Origin of the sequence: Sulfitobacter sediminis, from assembly GCF_040811725.1 — a bacterium.
GTDB classification, from domain to species: domain Bacteria; phylum Pseudomonadota; class Alphaproteobacteria; order Rhodobacterales; family Rhodobacteraceae; genus Sulfitobacter; species Sulfitobacter sediminis.
The window spans coordinates 1-24,623 of record NZ_JBFNXX010000008.1 but is presented as its reverse complement, the minus strand read 5'-3'; the positions used below and the strand labels follow the sequence as shown (position 1 = coordinate 24,623).

Sequence of the window (24,623 nt, the reverse complement as noted above, 5' to 3'; positions counted from 1 at the left end):
CGCAGAAGGTTAGGCCCATATTCGATAGCATCTTACGCGGCTTTCCGCCCGAACATTAGCATACCCCTTGTTTCTTCAGTAATGTGAAGTTATCGACGATCCAACGGGCAGGAAAACAAACAAACGGGCAGACGTGGTGGGATCAGGCAGGCTGCTTTCATGTAAATCGAAAACTCTTATTGCTTCAGTCGAGCCTGTCGTGTGTTTGGGCCAGACAGTTACGTCTGTTCGGAAAGTGTTATCCTACGTCACCGACGCCCTTCTGAGTACACCAGCAAAACGCCTAACGGAAAATCCCAGACAACCTGAGATCTTGACCAAAATTTGCAACTTCCAACTGTTGCAGTCTTTTAAAAATACTGTTTCTGCCAGATTATTGCCCGACTACAGGGTGAGAATACTCCATAACGCCTTTCCACGGCATGGGAAGTGAATGGAGAGCAGAATGACCGCACTTAACCCGACGCGTGCGCACCTCCTCGAGACCTTTGGGTTGGATCTCGAGCTGACACAGGGTGTTGGCTGTCGGCTTGTCGACAAAGATGGCCGCGAATATCTTGATTTTCTTGCACAGTATGGGGCTTTGCCCTTTGGCCACAACCCATCAGACATTTGGGATGCGCTGCGGGAACAGCAGGTCCTTTCAAGCCCGGCGATGGTGCAACCGCTGCGCCCCCTTGAAGCTGAGCGTCTGGCCGAGACCTTGGCGCGCATCACACCGCATGATCTGAGCGTTGTGACGTTGGCAAACTCGGGTGCAGAAGCGGTTGAGGCCGCGATTAAACTCGCGCGGGCACGAACGGGTCGTGACATCATTCTCTCAACCCAAAACGGCTTCCATGGAAAGACCATGGGGGCTTTGTCGGCGACCGGCAAACCCATGTATCAAAAGGACTTTGGCGGACCTGCCCGCGGATTCGAGTACATCGCGTTTGGTGAGCTCGATGCACTTGAGGCGAAGCTTCTGGCCAATCGAGGCAACATTGCTGCTTTTGTTGTTGAGCCGATCCAAGGTGAAGGCGGCGTAGTCTGCCCTGCTGATGAGGGTTACCTCGATGGCGTTATCGCTCTCTGCCGCAAATATGGCGTGCTGAGTATTGTCGATGAGATTCAAACTGGGCTCGGCCGCACCGGTCGGCTGTTCGCCTGCGAAGAAGCCGAGCAGGCGCCGGACATGCTACTACTCGGCAAAGCTCTGGGCGGTGGTTTGATGCCGATCTCGGCGGTCGTCGTACGTCCGGAGATTTGGGATGATCGCTTCGGTTTCCTGCACAGTTCGACTTTCGCCAATAACAACCTTGCCAGCGCGGCAGCCAATGCATCGCTCGATCTGCTCCTGAAGGACGACCGCGCGCTGATCAAAGAGGTTGAGGAAAACGGCCGCTATTTCCAAGCCCAGCTGGAAGCGCTGAAACAGCGTTATCCCGAGGTTCTGAGCGGGGTCCGCGGTCGTGGCTATATGCGCGGTCTTGAGTTCCGGAAGCCATTCGAGAGAGGCGACTCCGCGTCCATGGCATTCTGTGGCCTGAACGGCGGGTTCATCGGTCTCTTGAGCTCCTATCTCCTCAATGTCCAAGGTGTCCTCACGGCGCCCGTCTTTAACAATGCCAATGTCATGCGCTTACAGCCGCCTTTGATCGCGGGGACGTCTGAGATCGACCAGTGCGTCGCGGCCCTGGACGCCCTGTGTGATGTGCTTGATCGCGGGGACTACCGAGCGCTGATGCAGCATCTGGTGACACCGGATCGGCAGGCGCAATTAGCTGAGACAATGCCTTACGTGCCCCAGCAGGGCCCTGCCAGATCCTTGCCCGGACCAACGGCAGGTCGGTTCTGTTTCCTCATCCACTACACAGAGGAAGAGGATCTTTTGCGGTCTGATCCTTCCTTTAGCCAATTCACTTCCGAGGAACGTGCAAATTGGATGGAGTGGGTAAAGCGTATCGGCCCAGGGTTCGCGTGGCCCGTTTCGGGGGGCGCGTCCCGCACCGGAGCGACGGCGGAAGGTATGATTATGTCTGTACCGCTCCTGCCGAGGGATATGGTTGGTAAAGGTCGTAAAGCAGCTCGGACTATGATCCAGTCTTCGGTTGATATGGCGGCCGAGTTTGGAGCCAGTCGGCTCGGCCTTGGCGCGTTCACCTCGATCGTGACGAACGGTGGTGCCGCGGTCGCTGGCCGCGGTGTACCGATCACCAGCGGCAATACACTCACGACGGTTTCTGGCGTGACCGCCCTCGAACGGGCGGCCCGCAGGGTCGGTATTGATCCGACCAGCGCGCATATCGTTGTGGTTGGTGCCACCGGTGCGATCGGGCGGCTTGCAAGCATGATGCTCGCCCGCCGGGCAAAACGTCTCACCCTGGTTGGCAATGCCAAGAACAGCCAGGCGCAAAAGTTCTTAGACAAAGTGGCGGATGAGGTCGTGTTTACTTTGACCAAAGAGCGCCCAACGCCCCGAGCTGGCGAACTCAGTGCCACGGTGCGGGAGCTCCTGCGTGCAAAAGGCTCAGACTTGTCCAAAGGAATGGCGGATAAGTTTGCCCGCGCCTGTGCGGAATATGGACGAGAAGTCCCAATCGCAGCGACGACCGATTTGGAGGGCGCGCTGGAAACAGCGGATCTGGTCTTGGTGGCCACCAGTGCTGAGGTGACATTCCTTGACCCTTCACAGCTTCGTCCGGGGACCGTCGTATGTGACGTGGCGCGGCCGCCAAATGTGGCTCAAGTGGATCTCTCTGATAAGGGCGTGCTGGTTTTCGACGGCGGCTTGGTCAGACCTCCATTTCCAGTGAATCTTGGACCTTTCCAGACCCTTCCGGAAGACCTGTGCTGGGGCTGTCTCGGCGAGACGATGCTCCTAGCGCTTGAGGGAGAGACTGATGATTACAGTCTGGGGCGGGACCTGAACCTGGCGGATGCGGACCGGATATCCGAAATGGCGCGCCGACATGGCTTCGAGCCTGCCGAGCCACAGTGGTATGGGCAGTCTTTGGAGGATGCCGATTTTGAACGCGTCGCTGCGGCTGTTTTGATGCGGCAAGCAGCGGAGGTTCCGGCAAAGGTAGCTGCGACGATCTGGGCGGCGGAATGACCCACCTCATCGAGTAGACAAGAGTCCGCTCCCCTTCCAGTTCTTAGCGCCGAAGGGTTCCAGGTGGTTGGTCCTGGCCCAACCGGCCGGAGAGCTGTTTAGCCCGTGATGAGAATGTTGTCGTTTCTTCCGACTTCATTGGGTCATGCGAGCGGCTCATCCTGCCATCAGCCTGAGGACTGGCACTCTCGCGAACTGCGCAAGACGTGCATCGTGCCGTGCGCTACGGTGCAAAGGAGCCTCCCGTCGTGGCATCTGAGAAACAAAGGAGGCCCTTTTTATCCATGTTGTCAGCGTATTTTGTCGGTCGAATTGCGCAGGCAGGGGTTAGAATTAACCAGAGATGAAACAGCCTCAAGTTCGATGCTGAAAGACAATGCGACAATGCGCAGGAAGACCGGCAGGTCCTGACGAGCGCCACGAGAGGTGTATTCGCAGCCGTTGGTTCGTTGGACTGGAGGCCGGGTCCCTTGGTTGAACAGATAGTCGCCTGCTCCAAAGCCGCTTTGCCCTGGGCATCATTCTCCAACACGTTGCCAGGAAAGGTCTTGCTCCGGCAAACAGTATCAAGAGATTAGATTTCTTACCCTCAGAGCGCGCCTCCGTGTCCTCTTACGCGTCCACCTCATATTTCATTGAGATGAATGAATGGAGAATCCCGACCGTTGACCAGTGGGGTGTCAGTTTCTCCATGTTATTCAAGCTTATATTGAGCTACCCAGGGTCATCCTGAGGGACAATGCCGAATGTCATTCAGAGCGGAGTGACCTCTCGAAATAGGTTTTACTCCCCTGTGTAGCGGAGGATCGGTACGGGCGCATTGCTGCGGTCGATTTCATATCGCGGTGTTTGGCTCTCAGGTTCAGCCGGGACAAAATCCACGGACACGTCGTCTGAATGCTGCCTGTCCCACCCAGTCAGTGTACCATTTTTGTGGTAGCGCGCTGTATCTGTCCATCCGGCTGACCAAAAGAGGAGCGGGTCGAAATAGGCATCGCGCCCTGATGCATTGTAGTCGATGGAATGGAGGCGTTTCTCACCGTAAGGTCCGATCTCATATTGGCGTACTTGGTGTTCAGGGAAGTCGATGGAGATCATGGCTGGAGCGCTGTCATGAACGCCATTGCTTGCGAAAACACCAATATCGACCCGCGAATACCGCCGCTCTGCGGGCTTCTTACTTTGGGGGATTGGTGCGGTCCACGGGTCGTGCCAGGCAATGCGAATCCGTGCTATACGGCGATCTATCCCTTGCGGTTTGATCGTTACGCGCTGAGGGTCGCCATTCAGCAAGCGCCATTCGAAGGTTAAGGGCTGGTCATTTGGGGCGGACGTATCTTCGGCACTCACCACCAGCTCACGTTCCCAAGCGAAATCGCGCCAAAGACGGCCGATCGCGGAGGGTGTGTCTATGAGGCGTTCGTTCAGGTTTGCAAGGCCAGCCGCCTCGGCGAAATCCCCTTCGATGACACGCAACTGTACCAGCGGCGGAATGTCTTCGGGACGTAGTTTTGATGCCATTTCAACCATACGGCCAACGCGGATCAAACGACCATCGAATGCAGATGGATGTGCGAGCCCTGACAGGTAGTCCGCCCGTGTCGAGACTGTTTTGAGGTTACGGCGTAGGATCATTTGTACGGTCGGCGCAACAAGACGCTGCTCACGCAGAAACTCAAATGTATCTTGGGGCAGGGCCGCGAGCGTCATCGCAATCGCGTTGAGAAACAGCCTATCTGACCCTGACGACCCTTGGCTTATGATCATGTAAGGCCAGTTTGCCGGGAAGCGATCCTCGGCATCATGATCGCGGTGTTCGGGATAAACGTAGATATGGTTGTTTGCGTATAAGGCTGATGAGATAGAGTCCCACGGGGCATTCGTCATTGCAAGGCGTGGCAGGCTACGCGGCGCCGGACCGCCCTTCATAGCGGTTGAAGAATTTCCAAAAACCACGGCCGGGAAGAAAATCTGACCCGCGAGACCAAAGTCGAGTTTATTGGCAACGAGATCGGAGCTGTACTTGATGTGCGTGAGACTAGGATAGAGTTCTGGTTCCAGCAGTGAATGGCCACGGTCTCGATTGTCGTAGAGGACACCTCTGAAGCCGTTGATGGTATTTTGACCGCTTACGACCCGCAGGAGCTTTGCCCCATTTTGAGTATTGTTGGCCCCTACGATAGGGAGACCCGGGTTGGCCTCGGGCAACTTCAACCCCATGGCTGCCCAAATTCCTGGCTGGACCTGGACGAGATCGTCCTTCGTTAGGAGCGCGTCGCCGGCCCGGGCTGGCAGGTTCAGCAAACCAAAGCAAAGCGTGCAGCACAGAACATTGATGAAAATACGCATATGCATTTTCTGGCAAAGCCGGTCGCTCAAGTCTATTGGTTTATCTCAGATTTGGACACCCATTTTACCTTCTAGCATCGCTCTGAACTTGCTCTACCGACCTTTTTAGGAAACCATGATCAACGTCGGGGGTAACTGAAATCTCTATTTGGCAGTCACGCTCGAACGATATCAATCAAGTGGTGAACGGCAGGAAGGAAGAGGTGGGAGAGCTCAACAAGCCGTAGATTTACTGTAGCAGAGAAGTGCATGCGCGCTGCAGCACGCGAGTTCGTGACGCGAAATGACGTGTACTGGAACGACGATATCGCGAAAGACGATTGAGTGATTTTTGAAACCCATCTTTTCAGCGTTGCGGGACAAAAATGGACCAGCCTCGGACGTTCTCTATCGCCAATGACCGATAGTCCCATCATCGTGCAAGATGGCCTTTAGCGAGTCATCGCGTCACTCTGGCCACCTCATCGGTAGCGCTCAAAAGATACCTTTTTGACTCTATCCGCAGAATTGCCGAGGCCAAAGTTGGCTGGCGCGTTATGGGGCTTGTTGCTATGTGGAAAACTGACCAGTCTTGGTATCTTGAAGCAAGCCCGTAGCGAGGAGCGGAGTATCGTTGTCTTTGAAGCCGCGTGAAATCCTTGTTGTCGATCTGGACGGCACACTCCTGCGCAGCGACATGCTCTTTGAGAGTTTTTGGTCGGCCTTCGGGCGTGACTGGCGTAGTCCTTTCCTTTCAGTGGCAGCCCTCAACGGTGGTCGGGCTTCGCTGAAGCGCCATCTCGCGGAGGTTTCAGCCGTCGAGGCTGCTACGCTCCCTTACGATCCGAAAGTGATTGCCTTCGTTCAAGAGTGGCGCGAGTCCGGCGGTAGAACAGCGCTTGTGACGGCCAGCGATCATAATCTTGCCGAAGCAATCGCTGCTTACCTGGGCCTCTTCGATGAGGTCCATGGCTCCGATGGCAAACTGAACCTGAAGGGCGACTGCAAGGGACAATTTCTGGAGGAGCGGTACGGGTCGAGGGGCTTTGTCTACATGGGCGATGCCAAGGCCGATCTGCCGATCTGGAAGAAGGCAAACAAGGCCATCACTGTCAACGCCCCTGCTGCACTGCGCCGGGAAGTTGAGCGCGTCTGCAACAGTGTCGAGCATCTCGTAACAGATGCACAGTCAGTTAGACCGTACATAAAAGCTTTGCGACCACATCAGTGGCTGAAAAATGTATTGGTTTTCTTGCCCATGCTGGCGGCGCATCAGCTCGACGGCCAGACAGTCCTTCTATCGTGGCTGGCCTTCGTTTGCTTCAGCCTCGTGGCGTCGAGCGTCTACGTGCTGAACGACCTTCTCGATCTCTCCGCCGATCGTGCGCACCCACGTAAGAAACTACGGCCCTTTGCTTCTGGCAGTATTCCGATTTCTCACGGCGCATGGATGGCAGCAGGGCTGCTTATCCTGGGTGGCCTGCTCGCGATCAGCATCAGCCCGCCATTCCTACTGGCAATGGTGACGTATTACCTCCTGACTACCGCCTATTCCCTGCATCTCAAGCGCCGGATCATCGTCGACATCTGTGTGCTGGCCGGGCTCTATACGGCCCGGATCATCGCAGGCGGTGTCGCCACCGACATTCCGCTGTCAGTGTGGCTGCTCGCGTTCTCAGTGTTCTTTTTCTTGGCGTTGGCTGCGGTAAAACGCCAAGCCGAGTTGATCGACAGCGCCAAACGCGGCACCCTCAAGGCCAGCGGACGTGGCTACCACGTGGATGACCTGCCGATCATCTCGATGATCGCAATCGGCGCCGGCTATGTTTCGGTGTTGGTCATGACGCTCTACGTCAACTCGCCTGCCGTAGTCGAACTCTATTCTCATCCAGAGGCCCTGTGGGGCGTCTGCGCCGTCTTGCTCTACTGGATCAGTCGCACTGTCATGGTGGCCCATCGGGGCCACATGCATGACGATCCAGTCGTTTATGCCGCGAAGGACCGGATCAGCCAGATGTGCCTGCTGATCATTCTCGGCTTTGTTCTTGGGGGTACGCTGGCATGACCCTCCAGACGCTTATCCTGCGATACGCCGGCTTTGCCCTGTTGGCGACCATCGCCAACCTCGCCATCCAACGGTTTGTCCTGCAGTTCGGGGAAACAGCCTACCATTTCGCAGGTGCTGTCGGCGCAGGTACCATTGTCGGCTTGGTGATCAAGTACGTGCTCGACAAGCGTTGGATCTTCTACGACGTTGAGACCGGCGTGAAGAACCACAGCCGGAAGTTTTCGCTTTACACGGCCATGGGGCTGGTCACGACGGCGATCTTCTGGGGCATAGAAACAGCGTTCTGGCTGATCTGGCAAACCGACATGATGCGTGAGCTCGGAGCAATCCTGGGTCTCTCGGTCGGCTATGTTGTGAAGTACAACCTCGATCGGCGCTTTGTGTTTACTGACCAGCAATTGGCGGCGTCTACATGAAGTTGGCGGGATGGGGGCGATATCCGGTGCTGGAGGCGCGGGTGCATCGGCCGCGCAGCGTGGACGCAGTGCGGCAACTGGTCGTCGCCGAGCCGAGTTTAATCGCCCGAGGCAATGGGCGTGCCTATGGCGACAGCGCCATCAACACCTCCGCTACCATAGAGATGTGCCACCTCAACCGGATGATGAGTTTCGAGCCTGCTTCCGGTCAGCTTGTTGCCGAAGCCGGGGTCTTACTTGGCGACATAATTGCCGCATTTCTCCCGCGCGGCTGGTTCCCGATGGTCACCCCGGGGACCAAGTTTGTCACGCTGGGCGGCGCGATCGCGGCTGACGTCCACGGCAAAAACCACCATCGGGATGGAAGCTTCCGCACTTGCGTCGACTGGCTTGATGTCATGGGGCCCGATGGGCAAACCCGCCGCTGCTCCCCACAAGACGATGCAAGCCTGTTCGACCACACGCTGGGCGGCATGGGCCTGACTGGTATCATCCTGCGCGCGGCTATCCGTCTGCGGCCGGTGGAGACCGCCTGGATCCGCCAGACAACCACTGTGGCCCCGAACTTGAAGGCTGCTATGGCTGCGTTCGAGGCCGCGCAGGACGCCACATATTCGGTGGCCTGGATTGATTGCCTCGGCACAGGCGGCAATCTCGGCCGCTCCCTTGTGATGCTCGGGGAGCATGCGGTCCGCGCCGATCTGGCACCGCAGCAGGCGCAGGCGCCGCTCCAGATCAAGTCCAAGCGCAAGCTCAGGGTCCGGATGGACTTCCCCGCCTTCACGCTAAACAGCCTGACGGTGCGGGCCTTCAACGCTTTCTATTACTGGGCTGGAGCACGGAAGACCGGCACGCAACTGGTCGACTGGGACAGTTACTTCTATCCGCTCGATGCCATCCTGGCGTGGAACCGAATCTATGGGCGGAAGGGATTCGCGCAATTCCAGTGCGCTTTGCCATTAGACAAATCCGAGATCGGGCTTACCGCGCTGCTCTCCGAAATCGCCAGGGCCGGGTCCGGGTCCTTCCTTGGGGTGCTAAAGCGCTTCGGCACACAGGACGGCGCCTTTTCCTTCCCGATGGAAGGCTACACCCTGGCGTTGGACTTTCCCGTCACGTCCAAGTCCCTCGCGTTGCTGGAACGCCTCGACCAGATCACGATCGCACATGGTGGCCGTTTCTATCTTGCGAAGGACAGCCGCATGACAAGCGTGACGCTAAGCGCGTCAGATCCCCGAATGACAGATTTCCAAGCCTACCGCGATCGTGAAGGGTTCACCAACCGGTTCCGGTCGGCCCAATCAGAAAGGTTGGCTCTGTGACGAAACCCTCTGTTCTTATCATCGGCGCCCGATCAGACATTGGCAGAGCCGTAGCGCACAAGTTCGCGGGGCTCGGCTACTCTGTTCAGCTGGCTGCGCGCGATGTCTCCACCCTTGAAGCCGACAAGACCGACATGGAGTTGCGCTACGGGGTTTTGGTCAGCTTGGAGGAGTTCGATGCGTTAGCCACGGGCAAGCACGAAGCCTTTGTCGCAGCACTTCCTGCGCTCCCGCAGATCGTGGTATGTGCAGTCGGCCTAATGGGGCAACAAGCGGAGTCCGAATGCGACATTGAAGCCGCGGCCCGCGTCATGCGGAGTAACTACGAAGGTCCCGCCAGCATTCTCTCAATCCTAGCAAACCGTTTTGAAGAGCGCGGCAGTGGCACCATTGTCGGCATCAGCTCAGTCGCCGGAGACCGCGGCAGGGCCACGAACTATGTTTACGGCTCCGCCAAGGCAGGCTTCACAGCATTCCTCTCAGGCCTGCGAAACCGCCTTGCGAAACGCGGCGTTCATGTCGTGACAGTCCTTCCAGGCTTTGTTGTGACACAGATGACTGAAGGCATGGATCTTCCTGGGAGGCTCACTGCCGAACCGAGCGAGGTCGCGCAGGCCATCGCTCGCGCAGTAGAACGAAAGACGGACGTGATCTATGTACGCTCGATCTGGCGCTTGATTATGTTGGTCATCCGGAACATCCCGGAGCGGATTTTCAAGCGGATGAGCATATAATGAGCGACCAAAGCTGAGTTCCTCTGGTATTGGGATAATTCTGGCGGCATCGGAAGCTTTTGTCGAAAGCGAAAGAACTTCGTAGGATCGAACGCAGTCAACGATAGGTCCAAGCTTCAACTTTGGTTCAAGTTGAAAAGCGAATGAAGCGAGACAGCATCGGAACCTGTGGAGATGCGGCGACCGAACAAATAGTGAGGGACGTGTCGAGCGAAAATATCCGATTACTACAGATAGTATCGTTATTTCGGGGTGTGATCCGTACTTAAGTAATAGAATTTAAATGATATTATGAGATCATTTCTTCGGTACGAAATCCGATACAAAATACTATTCAAAATCGGAGGTTTTTTCAGATGGTGTCACGAGCGATGCGGAGCGCACCGACTGAGCAACATATGCTCGGGTTGTACTTTATTCACCGCTATCGGTTCCTCACTGTCAGACAGTTTGCTGCGGTCACGGGTTTGAAAGAGAAGAGCGCATCTGAAGTTCTTCTACGGTATGAACGGCGGGGGTTCCTCGATCATTTTGGCAATGTCGGGATCCGTGGGTACGGCAAGACCCCAAAGGTTTATTTCCTGAAGCGCGCTGGCTATGACCTCCTCGCTGAGGAAAGCGGTATCCCATATGAACTCCTCGGCGACTTCAAGAAGGCGAAAGTAAATACCCGATGGTCTCCACAGATGTACCATCGTCTGGCAACACTTGACGCGCTCATAGCGCTTGAAGTGGGCGTGATCGCAAGACCGCATATTCAGGTCGCGGAGACCTTCATTGAGTACAGGCAACGCAAAGTGAACCAGAGCTGGCGACCCGAAACATCTGACTATGTCGCCGACGCCCGCACACCGGAAAACAGGATCATTCCAGATGCGGGCTTCATTCTGGAGAATGTTGAAAGCGGCAAGCGTGCGCTGTTCTTCTTGGAGATCGATATGGGCACCGAGCGGATCACGTCCAAACTCGGGCATGGACAGCGGTTCAGCGTGCATCACAAGATACGTCAGTACGATCGGTATCTGCAAAGCGGCATGTTCCAAAGGACCTATGCGCCCTGGGGTGAGTTTACCTTCTTCACGCTGCTTTTTGTCACAACGACTGAGACGCGGCTGGACAACATGCGCAAGGCCCTGAGCAACTTGCCGCCGTCGTTGCACGGCTACTACCGATTCAATACGCTCGATGTGGTGCTTGCTGATTTCTTCAACGGTGCGTGGCGGGCGCGGGTGATTGAGGACGAAAACAGGTACCGTCTGATTAGGGAGGAATAATATGAAGGTCACAATCACAACCGGAGAGCGCGCAAGGGGGCTGCTTGGCGGCACCACCGAACGCTTCGTCAAGTGCCAGATCCAGCTGACGCCAGAAGAGGAAGTGGTTTTTCCATCGAGTGGCGTCCATAACTGCGTTTTGACAATGTCCTACCTGGATCGAGATGAGTTCGATAAGAATTTTGACGGGATACGCATTCAGGACGCGATCAGAAGTGGTGGTGCGGAGCATGTCGTCGGTAGCGTTGGCCAGATGTATGAAAAAGAACAAGAGTGCTTGGAGAATTGCCGTCAGGTTCAAGCCCATCTTGAAGTGCTGAAGAACTATGATGTTGAAAAGACAATTGTCCTCGATCTGGTGGAAGAACTGGCAAAGCGAGATTAAGACACCAGCGTGGTATGGTCCTTTCTAAAGAACGTTGCCGCTGGGCCCAGTCAGCCGCCTCTGAGACAATACGCCGTTTCCGTTAAGGAAAAGCTAGCTGAGACGAACAAGGATGATGGTGTAGAAGGCGTCAGTCTTCTATCGTTCGTGCTCGAATATGCGCGGGAAGAGCTCGACCGAACGATTGAGTTCGGACATGGTCTTTACCTTGCCAAGATGCTGACCATCCTTCGGATCTACAGCCCGGTTGCTACTGAGCGGTTTTCGAAGGCTATAGACGCTTTGATCTCAAAAATTGATCGTGGCATCCGAATAAACGCGGCGGCCGAGAGAGCAAAAGTTGCTGACTTTGAGCGACAGCACGATGCTTGGTTGGAAAGCACGCGCCCGCTTCTGAATGCACTTATTCCTTTACTGCCCACGCTCCAAGAAATCGACGGGAACCCGGACTTTGTGGGTGAGGTCTACGTCAGCGAGAAAACACTGCTTTCACGGGCTGCCAACCCGCATTTGAAAATCCACGAAATCTGTCGTGCGATGCTTGGCATACGGGGATCAGGGGTTACTCGCGATGCCATGCCGGACTTTGCAGACTTGAAGCAGGGTCGCGGAGATCCTGAGGCTCTTGTGCATAAGTATCTCGGGAAAACTGTTGTCGGGGACGTTCTGCTCGCAACGGTCGAGTCGAAGACATACGTGCCGCTGCCCGTCCGATTTGAGCACACACATGTCCTGGGAGGTACCGGCCACGGCAAGACGCAGTTTCTCCAGTCGCTCATCTTGAAGGATCTTCAGGCCGCGCAGGAAGGCAAAGGGTCCCTTGTGGTGATCGATGGGCAGGGGGATCTGATCAGGAAGATCACGCGTCTCAAGTACTTCGATCCTGATGCGGCCGACAGTCTTGCCGATAAGTTGGTCTTGATTGATGCAAACGACGTCGAGTTTCCCGTGGCGATCAACATGTTTGCGCTGAACGAGGAGCAGATGCAGGCGTACAGTGCGGTTAATCAGGAACGCATTTTCAACGCGACGATCAGCCTCTATGAGTATTTCTTTGGCGCCCTCCTTGGCGCAGATCTCACCCAACGGCAGGGCCTTATTTTCAAGTTCCTGGCGCGGTTGTTGTTCAAGATTCCGGACGCGACGATCCATACATTTCTCGACGTGATGGAAAACGGAGAGACCTACCGGCACTACATGGACCAGCTCGATCCGACCTCGCGTCGGTTCTTCGAGCAACAATTCTTCGACAAGTCATTTGATGACACCAAGCAACAGATCGCAACGCGGCTCTGGGGGGTGATCTCGAACAGTACGATCGACCGGCTGTTCTCGACGACTGAGACCAAGTTTGATTTCTTCGAGGCGATCAACAGCGGCAAGATCATTCTGATCAACACCGCAAAAGACCTTCTGCAGGCAGACGGCAACGCGATCTTGGGGCGGTTCTTCATAGCATTGTTGGCGCGTGCCATCCTCCAGCGCCAGGTCATCCCAGAAGACCGGCGACGCGCGACATTCGCCTATATTGACGAAGTTCAGGACTACATTCAGAACGACAACAAGATTGAAGACATTCTCAACCAGGCACGCAAATACAAGGCCGGACTGGTCTGCGCGCATCAAAATCTGGAACAGCTTTCTCGCGAGCAACGCGCGAGTTTTGCTGCGAGCACGACAACAAAATTCGTTGGCGGGATCTCGGCCAAGGATGCAAGGGCACTAGCCCATGACATGCGAACGACGGAGGCCTTCTTGCTAAGTGCGAAGAAGGAACAGCAGCACACAAATTTTGCATGCTTTGTTAAGAACATCACACCTGAAGCCATCATGGTCCCCGTGACGTTCGGTCAAATGGAAGAGATCGAGCAGCTCTCTGACGACCAGTATGAAAGGTTGATCGAACAAAACCGCGCGACATACTGTGTCGGCGCAAACGTCGCCAAGCCAGTTTCGGGGGAGGGGCCTCCGGGCAAACGGAGTGGTGGTGATTTTGAGCTTGGGGACCCTGAGTTGCTATAGCCGCGAAACGGCCGTCAGACCTCATTCAAATTGAGTTCGACATGAACAAACTCAGACAACGACTTGTCTGATTGTTGGCAGTCTCGCTTGGCTCTCATAATGTCCAGCATTCTCGTCCGATTGGACATCATTCGATATGATGTGATCGATGGTCTGAGAGCAGGCTGCACCAGGTCTGGGATAAAATTGCCAGAAAATCGACGTCATTCGCGAGATGACCTGTTGCGACAATTACTCCAAGACAGGTATGGCCAAAGAGTTCTGGTGGTACTTTGCCGGAGCACTGCGAGTGATTGGTGACTTCGTCGCCTCCAGCATTCGTGGGCTTCCACGGCTTGGCATTCTTTCCCGGGGGGAAGGCAGCATGAGCGTTGCGAGCGGCAATTGCGTTGTGGCATTTTCGGGTGTCGTAAGCCCCGTCGGCAGGGACTGATCCAACATCCTGACCAAGTGAAATTTGGTTGAGTAGCTCTGGCAGCATGGGTGCATCGCCGGCGTTGCTGGTGGTGACTTCTACAGCACGCACTTCCAACGTTTCTTCGTCGATCCCTATATGTATCTTGAGCCAAATGCGCCGCTTGGGGCCGCCATGCTTGCGTGCGTTCCATTCGTTTTCGCCCTCAAATTTGAGATGCCGGTGCTATCGATCAAAAGGTTCAGCGGGCCGGTACCGCCACGATACGGAAGGTTGACGTTCAGCCTTCTCTGGCGGCGGCATAGGGTGCTGAAATCCGGTGCCGCCCAGTCCAACCTGATTAACTTCAGCACGCTTTCGACAAAGCCTGTTGTCTGCCGGAGCGGCATCCCGAACAAAACCTTCAACTTCAGACAGGCTTGGATCGCGGCGTCACTGAATTTCTGCAGTCGACCACGGTTAACCGTCGGCGGAGGTGCCCAGGCCATCTCAGGATCGAACCAGAACGAGAGTGATCCACGACGCCTTAAGCTGTCATTGTAAGACGATCAGCTTGTGGTCTTGTACTACGTTTCGGTCCAGCTGCTCATGCCTTCCAGCTATCATGCTGGGTTCAAGAAGTGAATCCCCGTCCAGAATTATGCATCAAAGCCCGTTCAATGGAATCCCTGGTGGTTCAGGTTCAAACCGAATCGCTTAAGGTAAACTGATTCTTGAGCCTTTGTTTCGAAATCTTGAACAATTCTTCCAAGATGGCATAAGCGTCCATGGTTTCCATATAATGTTTCAAGGTTCGCGGATGCTTCAGGTTGAGAAAATCGGGTAGGTCCTCTCGCGAAAGTATTTTGGATTGATTGAAGCCTGGCCACACCCAGCATTTAAGATCGGTACTGTTTGGTCTCGTTCGAAATCGTGCATCGATCAAAAAAAGTTACCGGATTCAGTGTGTTACACTTAACGGGGGCTGGGTCTGAGACCTCAGACCAGAAAGAAAATTCAGCAATAAAATCTATTCTTGAAAGAATATTTGGCGGCCAAGGACAACTGAACAGCCAAAACAGCCTCAATTTCTATCCTTGGTTGAATCTGGCAAAAGTATGGAAATGATTGCGGTTACGGCGTGAAAATGCTCTACTTTTAAGGGACTAGGTGGAGAGTCTATAAATGTATGTTCGCGCTAAAGGACTTGTACTTGCTGCTCTTGCAATGGCCGGGTCGTTTCTATGTGCAAGTGTAGCAAGTGCTGCGACGCTTAGTTTCACGTTAGATGATCAACAGGGCGCCGTTTCAATGCGGACCGATGTGGTGATTACAGATATTGTCGGTGGCGTTAACATGGCGTTCGCTATCAACGATCCGAGTCGAACACCACCTAATGATGGTGACGTGATTGCAGTTTATTTCAATCTCCTTCCGCCCTTCACGTACTCTGACTTGACGATAGCCAATATTGGGCCTGTAACGGGTAGTGCGGGCAACACGAGTAACATCCAAGGCGGTAACATTGGCCAAACATTCAATGTCGGAGTGGCAATTGGAACCACTGGCGAAGGTAGTGGTGACGTTTACGCTGCCTTTGATTTCGACGTTTTGGGCTCCGCATCGGGCGTAGACCTGACCATTGCGGCTTTCTTCAACCAAACGTTTGCGGCGCGCGGGGGATCAATTGGATTAGGTGAAGATTCCGCCAAACAGTTTGGAACAGCGGGTTCTGGCGGGGACGGCCAGACACCTATTCCGCTGCCTGCGGCTGGATGGATGTTGATATCCGGACTTGCCGGACTTTTTGCCTTGCGTCGTCGTAGGAAGGCCGCCTGATCTCATCTTTGGTGAGCAGATGCAGTGACGAATTGGGCAGCGTTGTGCTGCCCTTTTCATTTCTCTAATAGAAACCTGCCTCGACCCGTACAGATCTCATCAGCTGCTCTTATTCTCCGAGGGCAGCTCACTCGTATTCTGAACAGCGGGCTGATGCATTTTTCGGTAGTATAGCGGGAGTGGTTTGCCCGACGAACCGCTAGATCGCGTAGGATGAAGGTCCGATCTGCCCGCTCAGCAAAACGCGCGGTTACAATTTTGATGTCTGATATGGGTTGGCGATCGCAGAACATGATGCGATCGCCACGGTTCTTGCTGTGAGAGCCGATGCTCTAACTAGTAAGGCGGGAAGGACCTATCTAAACGCTTCAGATCCAAGCGATAAGATCATCCACGGCCACGCCACCAAGTGCGGTGATCGAGACTGCGTCAACCGCATCAAACGCCGGATCGGAGAGTGTAACGGCCTCTTCTTTACCTGCCCGCAGGCTGATGGTTTCTGTCGCGACAGCCGCGCCATCAACAAAGGCCGTAAAGGTGGCATCCACGCGACCTTTGCCGCCCACCGTGACTACACCGCCGCCGAAATCGAAGGTCCCATCGTTGTTGACTTGGAGGATCAGACTGTCTCCAACACTCTGGGCATACTGATCGCCGGAGCCTGCGCCCATGAGGGTCGCCTCCGTTACGGTGAAACCATCTTCGACCAGGCCAGTCTCGAAATCGAGAACAACCTCAGTGGGTGCGGCCCCGATGCCTTGAATGGTGACGGTCGCCGTCGCGGTGTCGACGCCACCGTTGCCGTCCGTGATCTCATAGACAAAGCTGTCTGTTGCGGTTTGTCCATCGAACAAAGCGTCGAAGACGCCGTTTTGATCGTAGGCAAATGTCCCATCGGCGTTAAAGGTGACAATTGCGCCTGACACCAGAGCAACGGGTCCTGATGTCAACCCCGCAACGGAGCTCAACGTCAAGGCGCCGCCATCGGCAACGTTCTCTGTGCCGCTGCGATCATTCGCAATCAGGTTCCCACTGAGCGTTGCGCTTTCTTCGATCGTGAATGTGTCGTCTACCGCTTCAGGCGGTGGGGTGCTCCCAGGCCCAATGGGGCTGCGGGTTACAAACGAGATGTCATCGAAAGAGAAGCTGCCGTCACCGGAAAAAACAACCCAATCGACGCTGTCGAACGTTGTATCAAATGTCACGTCGCTGGGGCGACGTGCGCCGGCATTCAACTGTGTGGAAGCCACAAGGACACCATCATCATAGGCTTGCACTTGGATCTTGGTGCGGCCCGATGCGCCAATGACCTGAAGGGCATTGAGGTCAAAATTCTCGCCCGTCGTGGAAATGGTGACTTGCCCGGTGCTGCTTTCGCCTGCTTGGGCACCGCTCATTTGAGACGTCGTGACGACCTCAAGACCATAAAAATCTAGCCCTGCGATTCCGGAGAATGTACCGGCGGTCAGGCCCTCAAAATCGACCAGAACAGATTGCGTGATGGTTGGGGGTGACACGCCATCGATGGAAATCGACACGTTGGCGGTATCACTGCCGCCCTGTCCATCTGCGATCGCGTAGCTGAAGGCATCGGTTGCGGTTTCACCATCTTCCAGCGTGTCAAAGGCGCCATTCTGGTTGTAGCTAAATGTCCCGTTGGCATTCAGTGTCAGCAAAGCGCCGGAGGTGAGACTGATCTGCGTGCCAACGTTTCCGCTTACCCCGTTCACTTCGGTCACGGTCAGCGTGGCACCCGCGTCGGGGTCACTGTCGTTGCTCAGGACATTTCCGTCCAGTGCCGTGTTTTCTGTCACAGTGTATGTATCGTCCAAGGCGATTGGTACCGTGTTGTCAAAGACACCATTTACCGTGACGGTCACGTCCGCATCGCTGGTCTTGTTGCCGTCGGAGATGGTGTAGCTGAAGACTTCGGTGCCGATTTCCCCTTCGCCCAGGCTGTCGAAGGCGCCGTTCTGCGCGTATTCGAGGAGACCGCCTGCGAGGAGCGTGACGCTTGCGCCGGAGGCAAGCGTCACCGTCTCGCCCGTCGCAACAGCGGTGCCCGCGATTGCGGTGATGGTCAGCGCGTCCCCATCGGGGTCTGTGTCATTCAAGAGAACGTCCATCCCGGTCAGGAGCGCGTCTTCCTGAACGGTGAAGGCATCGTCAGCGGCCACCGGGGGCTGGCTGTCGGTGACACCATCGATGGAGATTGTGACGGTCGCCTCGTTTGATGTGTCTTTGCCATCCGTGGCGACATAGCTGAAGGTGTCAGTGGCTTTCTCGCCTGCGTTGAGGGCATCGAATGCCCCATTCTGCTGATACTCGAAGGTGCCGTCTGCATAGACGGTTAGGGAGGCGCCCGAGGCGAGCAAAACCTCGGTGCCTGCCGGATCGTCCGTCACGGTGACGCCATTGACACTGGCAACGCTAAGCGCGCTATTTTCCGCATCTGTGTCGTTGATCAGCATGTCGTTTGCGCTGAACGCTTCATCTTCGATGGCAACATAGGCATCATCGTTTGCGACTGGTGCCGTATTGGGCGCACCGATTGTGTCTGCTACGGCTTGCCAGCTCAGGGTTTGATCTGAGAAGGTCAGCCACTCGACCGTATCTGCGACCCAGTCGATTGCGGCATTGATCACCTGCAAAATGCCGCCGACGATATCGATGGTATAGGTGGCAAAGTTCGCCCCGAAGATCACTTCGTCCGTGCCGGCATCACCGAAGTATCGATCGCTTCCGACGCTGTCATGGAAGGTATCGTTGCCACCGTTGCCGGTCAGAATATTGTCGGCCGCGTTGCCAAAGAAGACTTCCGATCCCGCGCCACCGATGGCGTTTTCAATGATGGTGCCTTCGGCAATGGCGAGGTTCCCGATGCGTCCTCCCACATTGGAAAGCGACGGGCTGGTGGCACCTCGATCAGAGGGGGCGAGGTTAATGAGTGTGTTGTTTGAATAGCCAGAGAGATCGAGCGTATCGATGCCGTCCCCATCGACAATGGTCGAGGCGGTACGGTGGGCGTAAGAGGACCAGTTTGCCCAGATATCGCTGACCTCAGAGGTCACTGTGGTGTTGAACCCCCAGGTGGTGTCCTCGGTGAAGGCATTGGAGACACCGTAGCCTTGCCGCCCGTAGAGATCGTCGAGGGCCATCCAGTCGACTGCCATGGGCGTCTGGAGGAATTCGTAGCTTCCCGTGACGGAGGTGTTCTCGGTCTGGCTGAAGTACGACATCATCGAGCCTTGCCAGCTGTCGTTCTCAAAGGTGTTATCCACACCGTAGGTGGCGCTGCCGTTGTAGGACCCCTGATGTCCTAGTCCGATGGCATGACCGATTTCGTGCAGGATCGTCTGCAGCGTGTAGTCGTCATATGTGGATGTGCCACCCGACCACGATTGAGCGACGTTGATCTGTGCATAGTGGATCGAGCTGCCCCAGGCGCCGCTGTTGTAGTAGCTGTGGCTTGCATAGGCGCCGCTGTCATTGTCGCGGAAAAAGAAGTCGACAAGATTCGTGTCGGTGGATGTTGTTTCCACAAACTGAATGCCAAGGGTAGCTTCAAAGAGCTTGAAGGCTTCACGCACCAGAGTGGCACGGGCGGCTGTAATGCCGTCAGCATCTGCGTTGAAGCCGCTCAGATTGTAATGCAGAACGCCGTTGTTGGCATCGGTCCCGGAGGATGTGACATTGTGAGAGCGGGTGCCGTCGCCATAGCCGGTGTTCCAATACCCCGTCTGCAAGAACTCCGCGAGATCGCCAAGGACCGAAGGCGCGGAGGCGGATGACGTTCCCTCTGTTGTGTCAGAGCTGGCCGCTGCCTGTGTCAGCTCTTCAAGCTTCATGGAGCATCCGCTGCAGCCACAGGCGCCTTCGTGTACGGTATGCTCGTAGAGAACCAGATCGGCAACCCAGTTGATGGAGGTGTCTTCCTCGGGAGCGGCGTATTTAACCTGGTTCAGAGAGACATTGGACGCCGCACCTTGATCTGCGCTGAAAAGGGTCGCGCCGCTCGCGTGGACGGCAGCAATACCGGACGCGTCACTCTCCTGAGCCACCGACGATGCGGGCGTTTCAGATGTACTGCCCTGCAGTTCCAGATCGACAGACGACGCGTTCGCGTCCGACGTTGAGGGGGCCGTCGGGTCATCGACGGTTTCATCTTCGAGAAGACTCCCCGCAGAGGGGTCCGATGTTTGTGCCATCGCGGCGGGCGAGGACACGATTCCCAATACTGAGGCGACCTCAGCTGCATTCGCGCGCTTGCTTGAATTTTCGTCTTCCAAAGAAACGTCGAATAGGGTTGACCGTCTGGGCATCACGTTTTCTCTCTGTCAGTTCTCTGCAAGCCGCCGCACCGCCTCTGGGGCCATTGCGAATCGTATTGCGTTCTTCGCTTGCAGCTCTGCATGCAAAGTGGGCTCAAACTATGACCGGAAAGCGCCGAGAAGTTGCCACAGGACCTTTGAAATCCTCGACCGCCCAGGGCTCCAGGGTCGTGATTTCAGAATGCGTGGCGGGAATGGCCCTGCGGCGGTCGAAGTTTTGGTTGCATGGGCGGGGCCGAGAAGACTTGGGCTATCACCCTCGGCAGAAGAGAGAATTCCCACTCCATGGCGCGTCTACCCATCGCTGATTGCGTCGGAGGACTGCTGCGAGAGCGAGGCTCATCTTGTGACGCGCGAGCGTCCACACAAGGCCTTGACGGTTCAGGCGACCGCGAGTGGAAAATTGCTGCCTTGCATCAGGCAGAATGGCTCCCTCAAACGTATTCGAGAGAGTTCTATTTCCGCACCCCGCTCAATTTCGGGGTGGAATTCCTCTGGATCACTTCGCGATTTTCTTTAGGACTTTGAGTCTGTTTGAACGCAGCAACATGGGATGACGGACCAGAGCCTGTGCGAGCGGCTGTTGAAAAGGTTTCGCGCAGTGTTTGAGCTGGTCGGCCACGTCTTTCACCTTGGCATTGATCTCATTTCGAGCTGCGGGTGGGTCCATGACGGCCATGCGGCCGACATCCGCGGCAACCGCAATCAGTCCCCCGCTGATGAGCCCATATGCGCCAAGTATTTCACATTTGCTCATCAGGTATTTCACCACGTAGCCGGGATGGGTGTGTGCAAATTTCACCAGGTATCCCGACTGCCGAACAATATCCCGGGCGTCTTTGTCCGCCGTATCTTGCCCCTGTCTCGATGCCACGTCATCGAGCTTGCCGGGCAAAGCGGGATCAATCGCTCTCAATTCGCTGTCGAAGGTGGTTCTCGGCGGCGCGGGCATGCGCCCAGCGGCATTGTCGGCGGCGGCCATCCGTCGTTTCCAACCCGCGACATCCCTGTCCAGATCGTCCCCCGATAGGATCTCACCTTTGACCACAAATTTCACGGTGTCCTTCAAGTCATCCCAATTATCAAGGATTTCGCGTACCTCGCACATGGTGATGACTTCGCTGTGGGGATCTCCCAACGTCGCCCCACCTTGGGCTAGGAACTCCGCGATGGCCTGGTTTTTGACGCGCTTGTAGTTGACGACATCGTCCATGTTGATGCCATCAAGGCAGTAATAGACCGGCGTTCCCTGGTTCTTTGCCAGCCATAGGCCTGCCTTGCAGGCGATGCCACCCATGAACTTGCCCGGATCGATGCCTGCAATCTGGGACAGCATGATGTCCTGGTCCCCAAATTGTCCGTGGGCGTCATCGTGCTTGCGCACGAACGTGCCTTCTGGGATTTGCTGGGCCAACTCCGTCAGCATCGCCGTTGCATCGGCCCGGAACCGGTCGAGGTAGGCGTCCTTGTCCCGCCGAACCGGATCGTACTTGTCCTTGAATTGCTTCTCGGTCTTGGTCCAATTCGCTTCGATTGTCTCGACGCCTTCCTTGACCAGCTTCCGGATGGTTTTTTTCGGCTTTTCCAGCAGCAGGGCGTAGTTTTCCGGCGTCAGCGCGGGCTCGATCGCCTCCCACAATTCCATCATCCGCACCGGACGCACGCCTTCGTCGGTCTGGTGCGCGGCCAGAACGTAGGGACCGCGCATGCTTTCAAAGCCCCAGATGGTGCCCGGATTTTCCTGAAACGCTTCTAGCAATTCCGAATCCTTGATGTCTTGCCAACTCGTGAGGGTGACGGCTGCATCTTCGGCTTCAAGCCTTTCGAATATCTTCTTCACACCTTCCGCACGTGCTTTGCGGACAGCAGACAGATCGTCTTCCTCGTCGGTGTCCAGCTTGGCAGTATCGGGCAGGTACTCCTGCAGGATATGCTGCAGCGGTCGCACAAAGCCGCTGTAGGCACCCGCCTCGCTCTTGTCGCTCAGCGCCGGACGCGTGGTATCGACACCAAGCTCGATCAAGGCACAGATTTCGTCGTATCCCTTCTTGTCGAAAAGCTGTGCACAAACGCGGGCGCCAAGCCCCCTTGGCTTACTGCCCAGGGCCATGTTGGTATCGTTCCAGGTGCTGACGGGTATCGCCTCGGATAGGAATTCGAAGAGCTCTGGGTCGCGCGGGTCACGGGAATCGCGTTCCGCGAGATTGAGGATCGCGTTGGCCACCGCATCCGTCCGCGTTGTGCCCAGTGAGCCCAGAAATTCCTGGTAATCGTCATCCGTCGGATCCCCGGCGGCAAGAAACAACCCGGCAAGATCGGGGTCCGCTTCCAGCAGGCGGCGCCCGTCGTCATTCTTGAGCATGCCCTTGGTCAGCTCCCGGATCTTCTTTTTATCGCGGGGGGCCACGGTGTTGAGCGTCAGGATGATCTTCAGGCTCTCCCAATCGGCTTCCGCGGGCGACTTGGCAGCAGCCTCGAATATATCATCCAGGTTATGTGTGATGGGTGCGGCCGCCTGCGCGACGAAAGCCTGCAAAAAGGTATTCACATCCTCAATCGAGGGTTCGCGGTCGTCTTCACCTTGCCCGGACGTAGAAGCGCTGCCAACGTTTAGCGAGGCGTCGGTCATGATGCTTTCCTTCCCATGCGGTTGACGTCATTCTGCAGTTTCCTCAGAACCCCGCCTAAGGTGGCCGACACGGTCACTGGCACGCCCCAGGGATTGGCATCAATTGCTTTGACGCGCGGATCGGAAGCAAGCCATGCCTCCGCCTCAGATAGGGCGGTCAGCGCGGCATCTCTGTTTTTCGCATCCGTTGGCGCTTGCTGAAACCCCATCAGCGCGGTGATCATCTTCGTGCGCAGCGGTGACAGCAATGTTTCCACTTCATCCGCAACCCCCTGCACCTCGGGTATGGCGCTCTTGCGCAGACGGTCTGACAGCAGCCGCAACTCATCGTCCACAGCGTCTTTGGCCGCTTGCCAGTCAGCCAGCACCGTGATCTCTGCCGTTGGAGGCGGAGTGGGCGCTGCAAGCTTTTTCAGCGCCGTCTCGACCGTGGTCAGGGCTTTTTCGGCGGCGGGTGGGTTGGCGTCCCCCACGGCTTTCTCCACCATTCCCATCGCCGCCTGCAGTTTGGCGCGTTTGGCGTCATCAGAAATCTGATCAATCTGTGTTTGCGCCTCTTCCATGCGCTGCCGGAGCGGCTCCAAGTCTTGTCGGGCCTGGGCGGCCAGTTTTGCAAGAGCGGCTTCTATGCGCCCAATGGTCGCCTCGGCCGTCTCAAGATCGCCCGACCGGATCGCTTTGACTGCAGATGCCGCAGCGGCCGTCAGCTTTTCCGCGGCTGCCGTCGGAAGTGTTTTCAGCTGTTGCTGGATCGCTTTCAGTTTTTGGGCCATGGCCGCGGGGTCGGGCGTGTTCTGGGCGGCCTTCGACGCTTCTGCTGTCTGCGCGTCCGAAGTTGCGGCTTCCTCCTCCGCCTCAAGCGAGGGATCGTCCGGCAACTCCTCGATGTCCTGCTCCAGCACTGTGCCGTCTTCGTCCATCACCACGACATTCAGAGGGACTTTGTGCAGTTTGAGAAACCGCTTCACCTTCTTGGCAAGGCCGGGCAGCGTCCGCTCACAGCGCAGGTTGAGAACCTTGCCCTCGACTTCGCAAGTTCCAAAGGCAACCTTCGCGCCCTCTCCATCCGCTTTGACTGATTTCCCGATGATGGAAGGCGCCTTGAGCCGATGCATGCCCAGCAGCGTGTTCTTGTCCTCCTTGCCGGGATTGACGCCAAATGAAACAGGCTGCTTGCGGGCGAAGCGGATCATCTGCTTCAGTTCGGCGCCTTCGACGGCAAATTCAGACATTTGGTCCTCCACCAAGACGACATGTTTTTGTCTGACGTCTTTTGTATTGCAACGGAGGCCAAGTGCCTTCGGTACGCAAATAAGCGCCGGTGCGCGGAACACGGACTGTTACCGTTCAGACCTGAAGACCATCGGCATCGATAGTCCCCGATTGGCCCTTCGCTGAAGGGTATGCTGACCTTGATCTTTTCATTGCGCAACCTTTATCGGGTCTTCGGCGGGGAGATGCGGTGTATTGAAGCCAGCTTTGGATAGGATGGTGTGACACTAGCTTTGGTGTCTATGTCCTTGTCTTTGAAGTCGCTCTGCGAGGGCCGATTGGGGTCTTCTTGGTTTCGGCAACTGACGTGCCCAAACCGCTGGCCTCCGCCCTAGGATTGCCATTCCACCCGCGACTTGAGAAGAGTGGTTCCACCGATGAAGAGCTCTTCGAGCAGCGTCTCTCAACAAAACCAGGACTGAGCGTAGGAGACTTTCTTTGATTTTCCATCTATTGGAGATAAACCACCGGCTTCCAGCCGGTCCGCTTCAGCGTCTTCGTTGATGATCTCTCCT

Annotated in this window: 13 protein-coding genes and 1 pseudogene; 9 read left to right on the top strand and 5 right to left on the bottom strand. The window is 56.1% G+C overall.

Annotated features, from left to right (window positions below; all coding sequences use genetic code 11):
* Positions 1–445 precede the first annotated feature (445 nt).
* Positions 446–3,094, top strand: coding sequence for an aminotransferase class III-fold pyridoxal phosphate-dependent enzyme (locus AB2B41_RS11915; protein ID WP_367878023.1), 2,649 nt, complete (start codon positions 446–448; stop codon positions 3,092–3,094).
* A 783-nt stretch (positions 3,095–3,877) separates the two neighbouring features.
* On the opposite strand, the gene AB2B41_RS11910 is transcribed toward AB2B41_RS11915, so the two are convergent.
* Entirely contained in the window at positions 3,878–5,473 is a 1,596-nt protein-coding gene (locus AB2B41_RS11910; RefSeq protein ID WP_367878022.1) for a hypothetical protein, read from the bottom strand.
* Positions 5,474–6,056: 583 nt separating this feature from the next.
* Here AB2B41_RS11910 and AB2B41_RS11905 point away from each other — a divergent pair.
* The 7 genes from AB2B41_RS11905 (at position 6,057) to AB2B41_RS11875 (ending at position 13,643) form a co-directional block, all read left to right on the top strand.
* A complete protein-coding gene (locus tag AB2B41_RS11905) occupies positions 6,057–7,487 on the top strand; it encodes a UbiA family prenyltransferase (protein WP_367878021.1) in 1,431 nt (476 codons plus the stop codon).
* Positions 7,484–7,906 carry a GtrA family protein gene (locus AB2B41_RS11900; protein ID WP_367878020.1) on the top strand — a complete coding sequence of 141 codons (423 nt, stop codon included), beginning with the start codon at positions 7,484–7,486 and terminating at the stop codon, positions 7,904–7,906. The genes AB2B41_RS11905 and AB2B41_RS11900 overlap by 4 nt, the downstream gene beginning before the upstream one ends.
* Positions 7,903–9,228, top strand: a complete 1,326-nt coding sequence (locus AB2B41_RS11895; protein ID WP_367878019.1) for an FAD-binding oxidoreductase — start codon at positions 7,903–7,905, stop codon at positions 9,226–9,228. The genes AB2B41_RS11900 and AB2B41_RS11895 overlap by 4 nt, the downstream gene beginning before the upstream one ends.
* The gene (locus tag AB2B41_RS11890; RefSeq protein ID WP_367878018.1) at positions 9,225–9,962 is read left to right on the top strand and encodes an SDR family oxidoreductase; all 738 of its coding nucleotides are present in this window, start codon (positions 9,225–9,227) and stop codon (positions 9,960–9,962) included. The genes AB2B41_RS11895 and AB2B41_RS11890 overlap by 4 nt, the downstream gene beginning before the upstream one ends.
* Before the next feature lie 356 nt (positions 9,963–10,318).
* The gene (locus AB2B41_RS11885) at positions 10,319–11,236 is read left to right on the top strand and encodes a replication-relaxation family protein (RefSeq protein WP_367878017.1); all 918 of its coding nucleotides are present in this window, start codon (positions 10,319–10,321) and stop codon (positions 11,234–11,236) included.
* A gap of 1 nt (position 11,237) precedes the next feature.
* A complete protein-coding gene (locus tag AB2B41_RS11880) occupies positions 11,238–11,621 on the top strand; it encodes a hypothetical protein (protein WP_367878016.1) in 384 nt (127 codons plus the stop codon).
* 9 nt (positions 11,622–11,630) lie between these two features.
* On the top strand, positions 11,631–13,643 hold the full coding sequence (locus AB2B41_RS11875; RefSeq protein WP_367878015.1) for a type IV secretory system conjugative DNA transfer family protein: 2,013 nt from the start codon (positions 11,631–11,633) through the stop codon (positions 13,641–13,643).
* 310 nt (positions 13,644–13,953) lie between these two features.
* On the opposite strand, the pseudogene AB2B41_RS11870 reads toward AB2B41_RS11875, so the two are convergent.
* Positions 13,954–14,648 (bottom strand): annotated as a pseudogene (locus AB2B41_RS11870) (IS5 family transposase); the annotation flags it as partial.
* A 574-nt stretch (positions 14,649–15,222) separates the two neighbouring features.
* Here AB2B41_RS11870 and AB2B41_RS11865 point away from each other — a divergent pair.
* Positions 15,223–15,876, top strand: a complete 654-nt coding sequence (locus AB2B41_RS11865; RefSeq protein ID WP_367878014.1) for a VPLPA-CTERM sorting domain-containing protein — start codon at positions 15,223–15,225, stop codon at positions 15,874–15,876.
* 368 nt (positions 15,877–16,244) lie between these two features.
* Here AB2B41_RS11865 and AB2B41_RS11860 read toward each other — a convergent pair whose 3' ends face one another.
* From AB2B41_RS11860 to AB2B41_RS11850, 3 genes are all read right to left on the bottom strand, one after another.
* On the bottom strand, positions 16,245–20,198 hold the full coding sequence (locus tag AB2B41_RS11860; protein WP_367878013.1) for an Ig-like domain-containing protein: 3,954 nt from the start codon (positions 20,196–20,198) through the stop codon (positions 16,245–16,247).
* A gap of 508 nt (positions 20,199–20,706) precedes the next feature.
* Positions 20,707–22,836, bottom strand: a complete 2,130-nt coding sequence (locus tag AB2B41_RS11855; RefSeq protein ID WP_367878012.1) for a hypothetical protein — start codon at positions 22,834–22,836, stop codon at positions 20,707–20,709.
* On the bottom strand, positions 22,833–24,083 hold the full coding sequence (locus AB2B41_RS11850; RefSeq protein WP_367878011.1) for a hypothetical protein: 1,251 nt from the start codon (positions 24,081–24,083) through the stop codon (positions 22,833–22,835). Before AB2B41_RS11850 ends, AB2B41_RS11855 begins: the two co-directional genes overlap by 4 nt.
* Between the last annotated feature and the right edge of the window lie 540 nt (positions 24,084–24,623).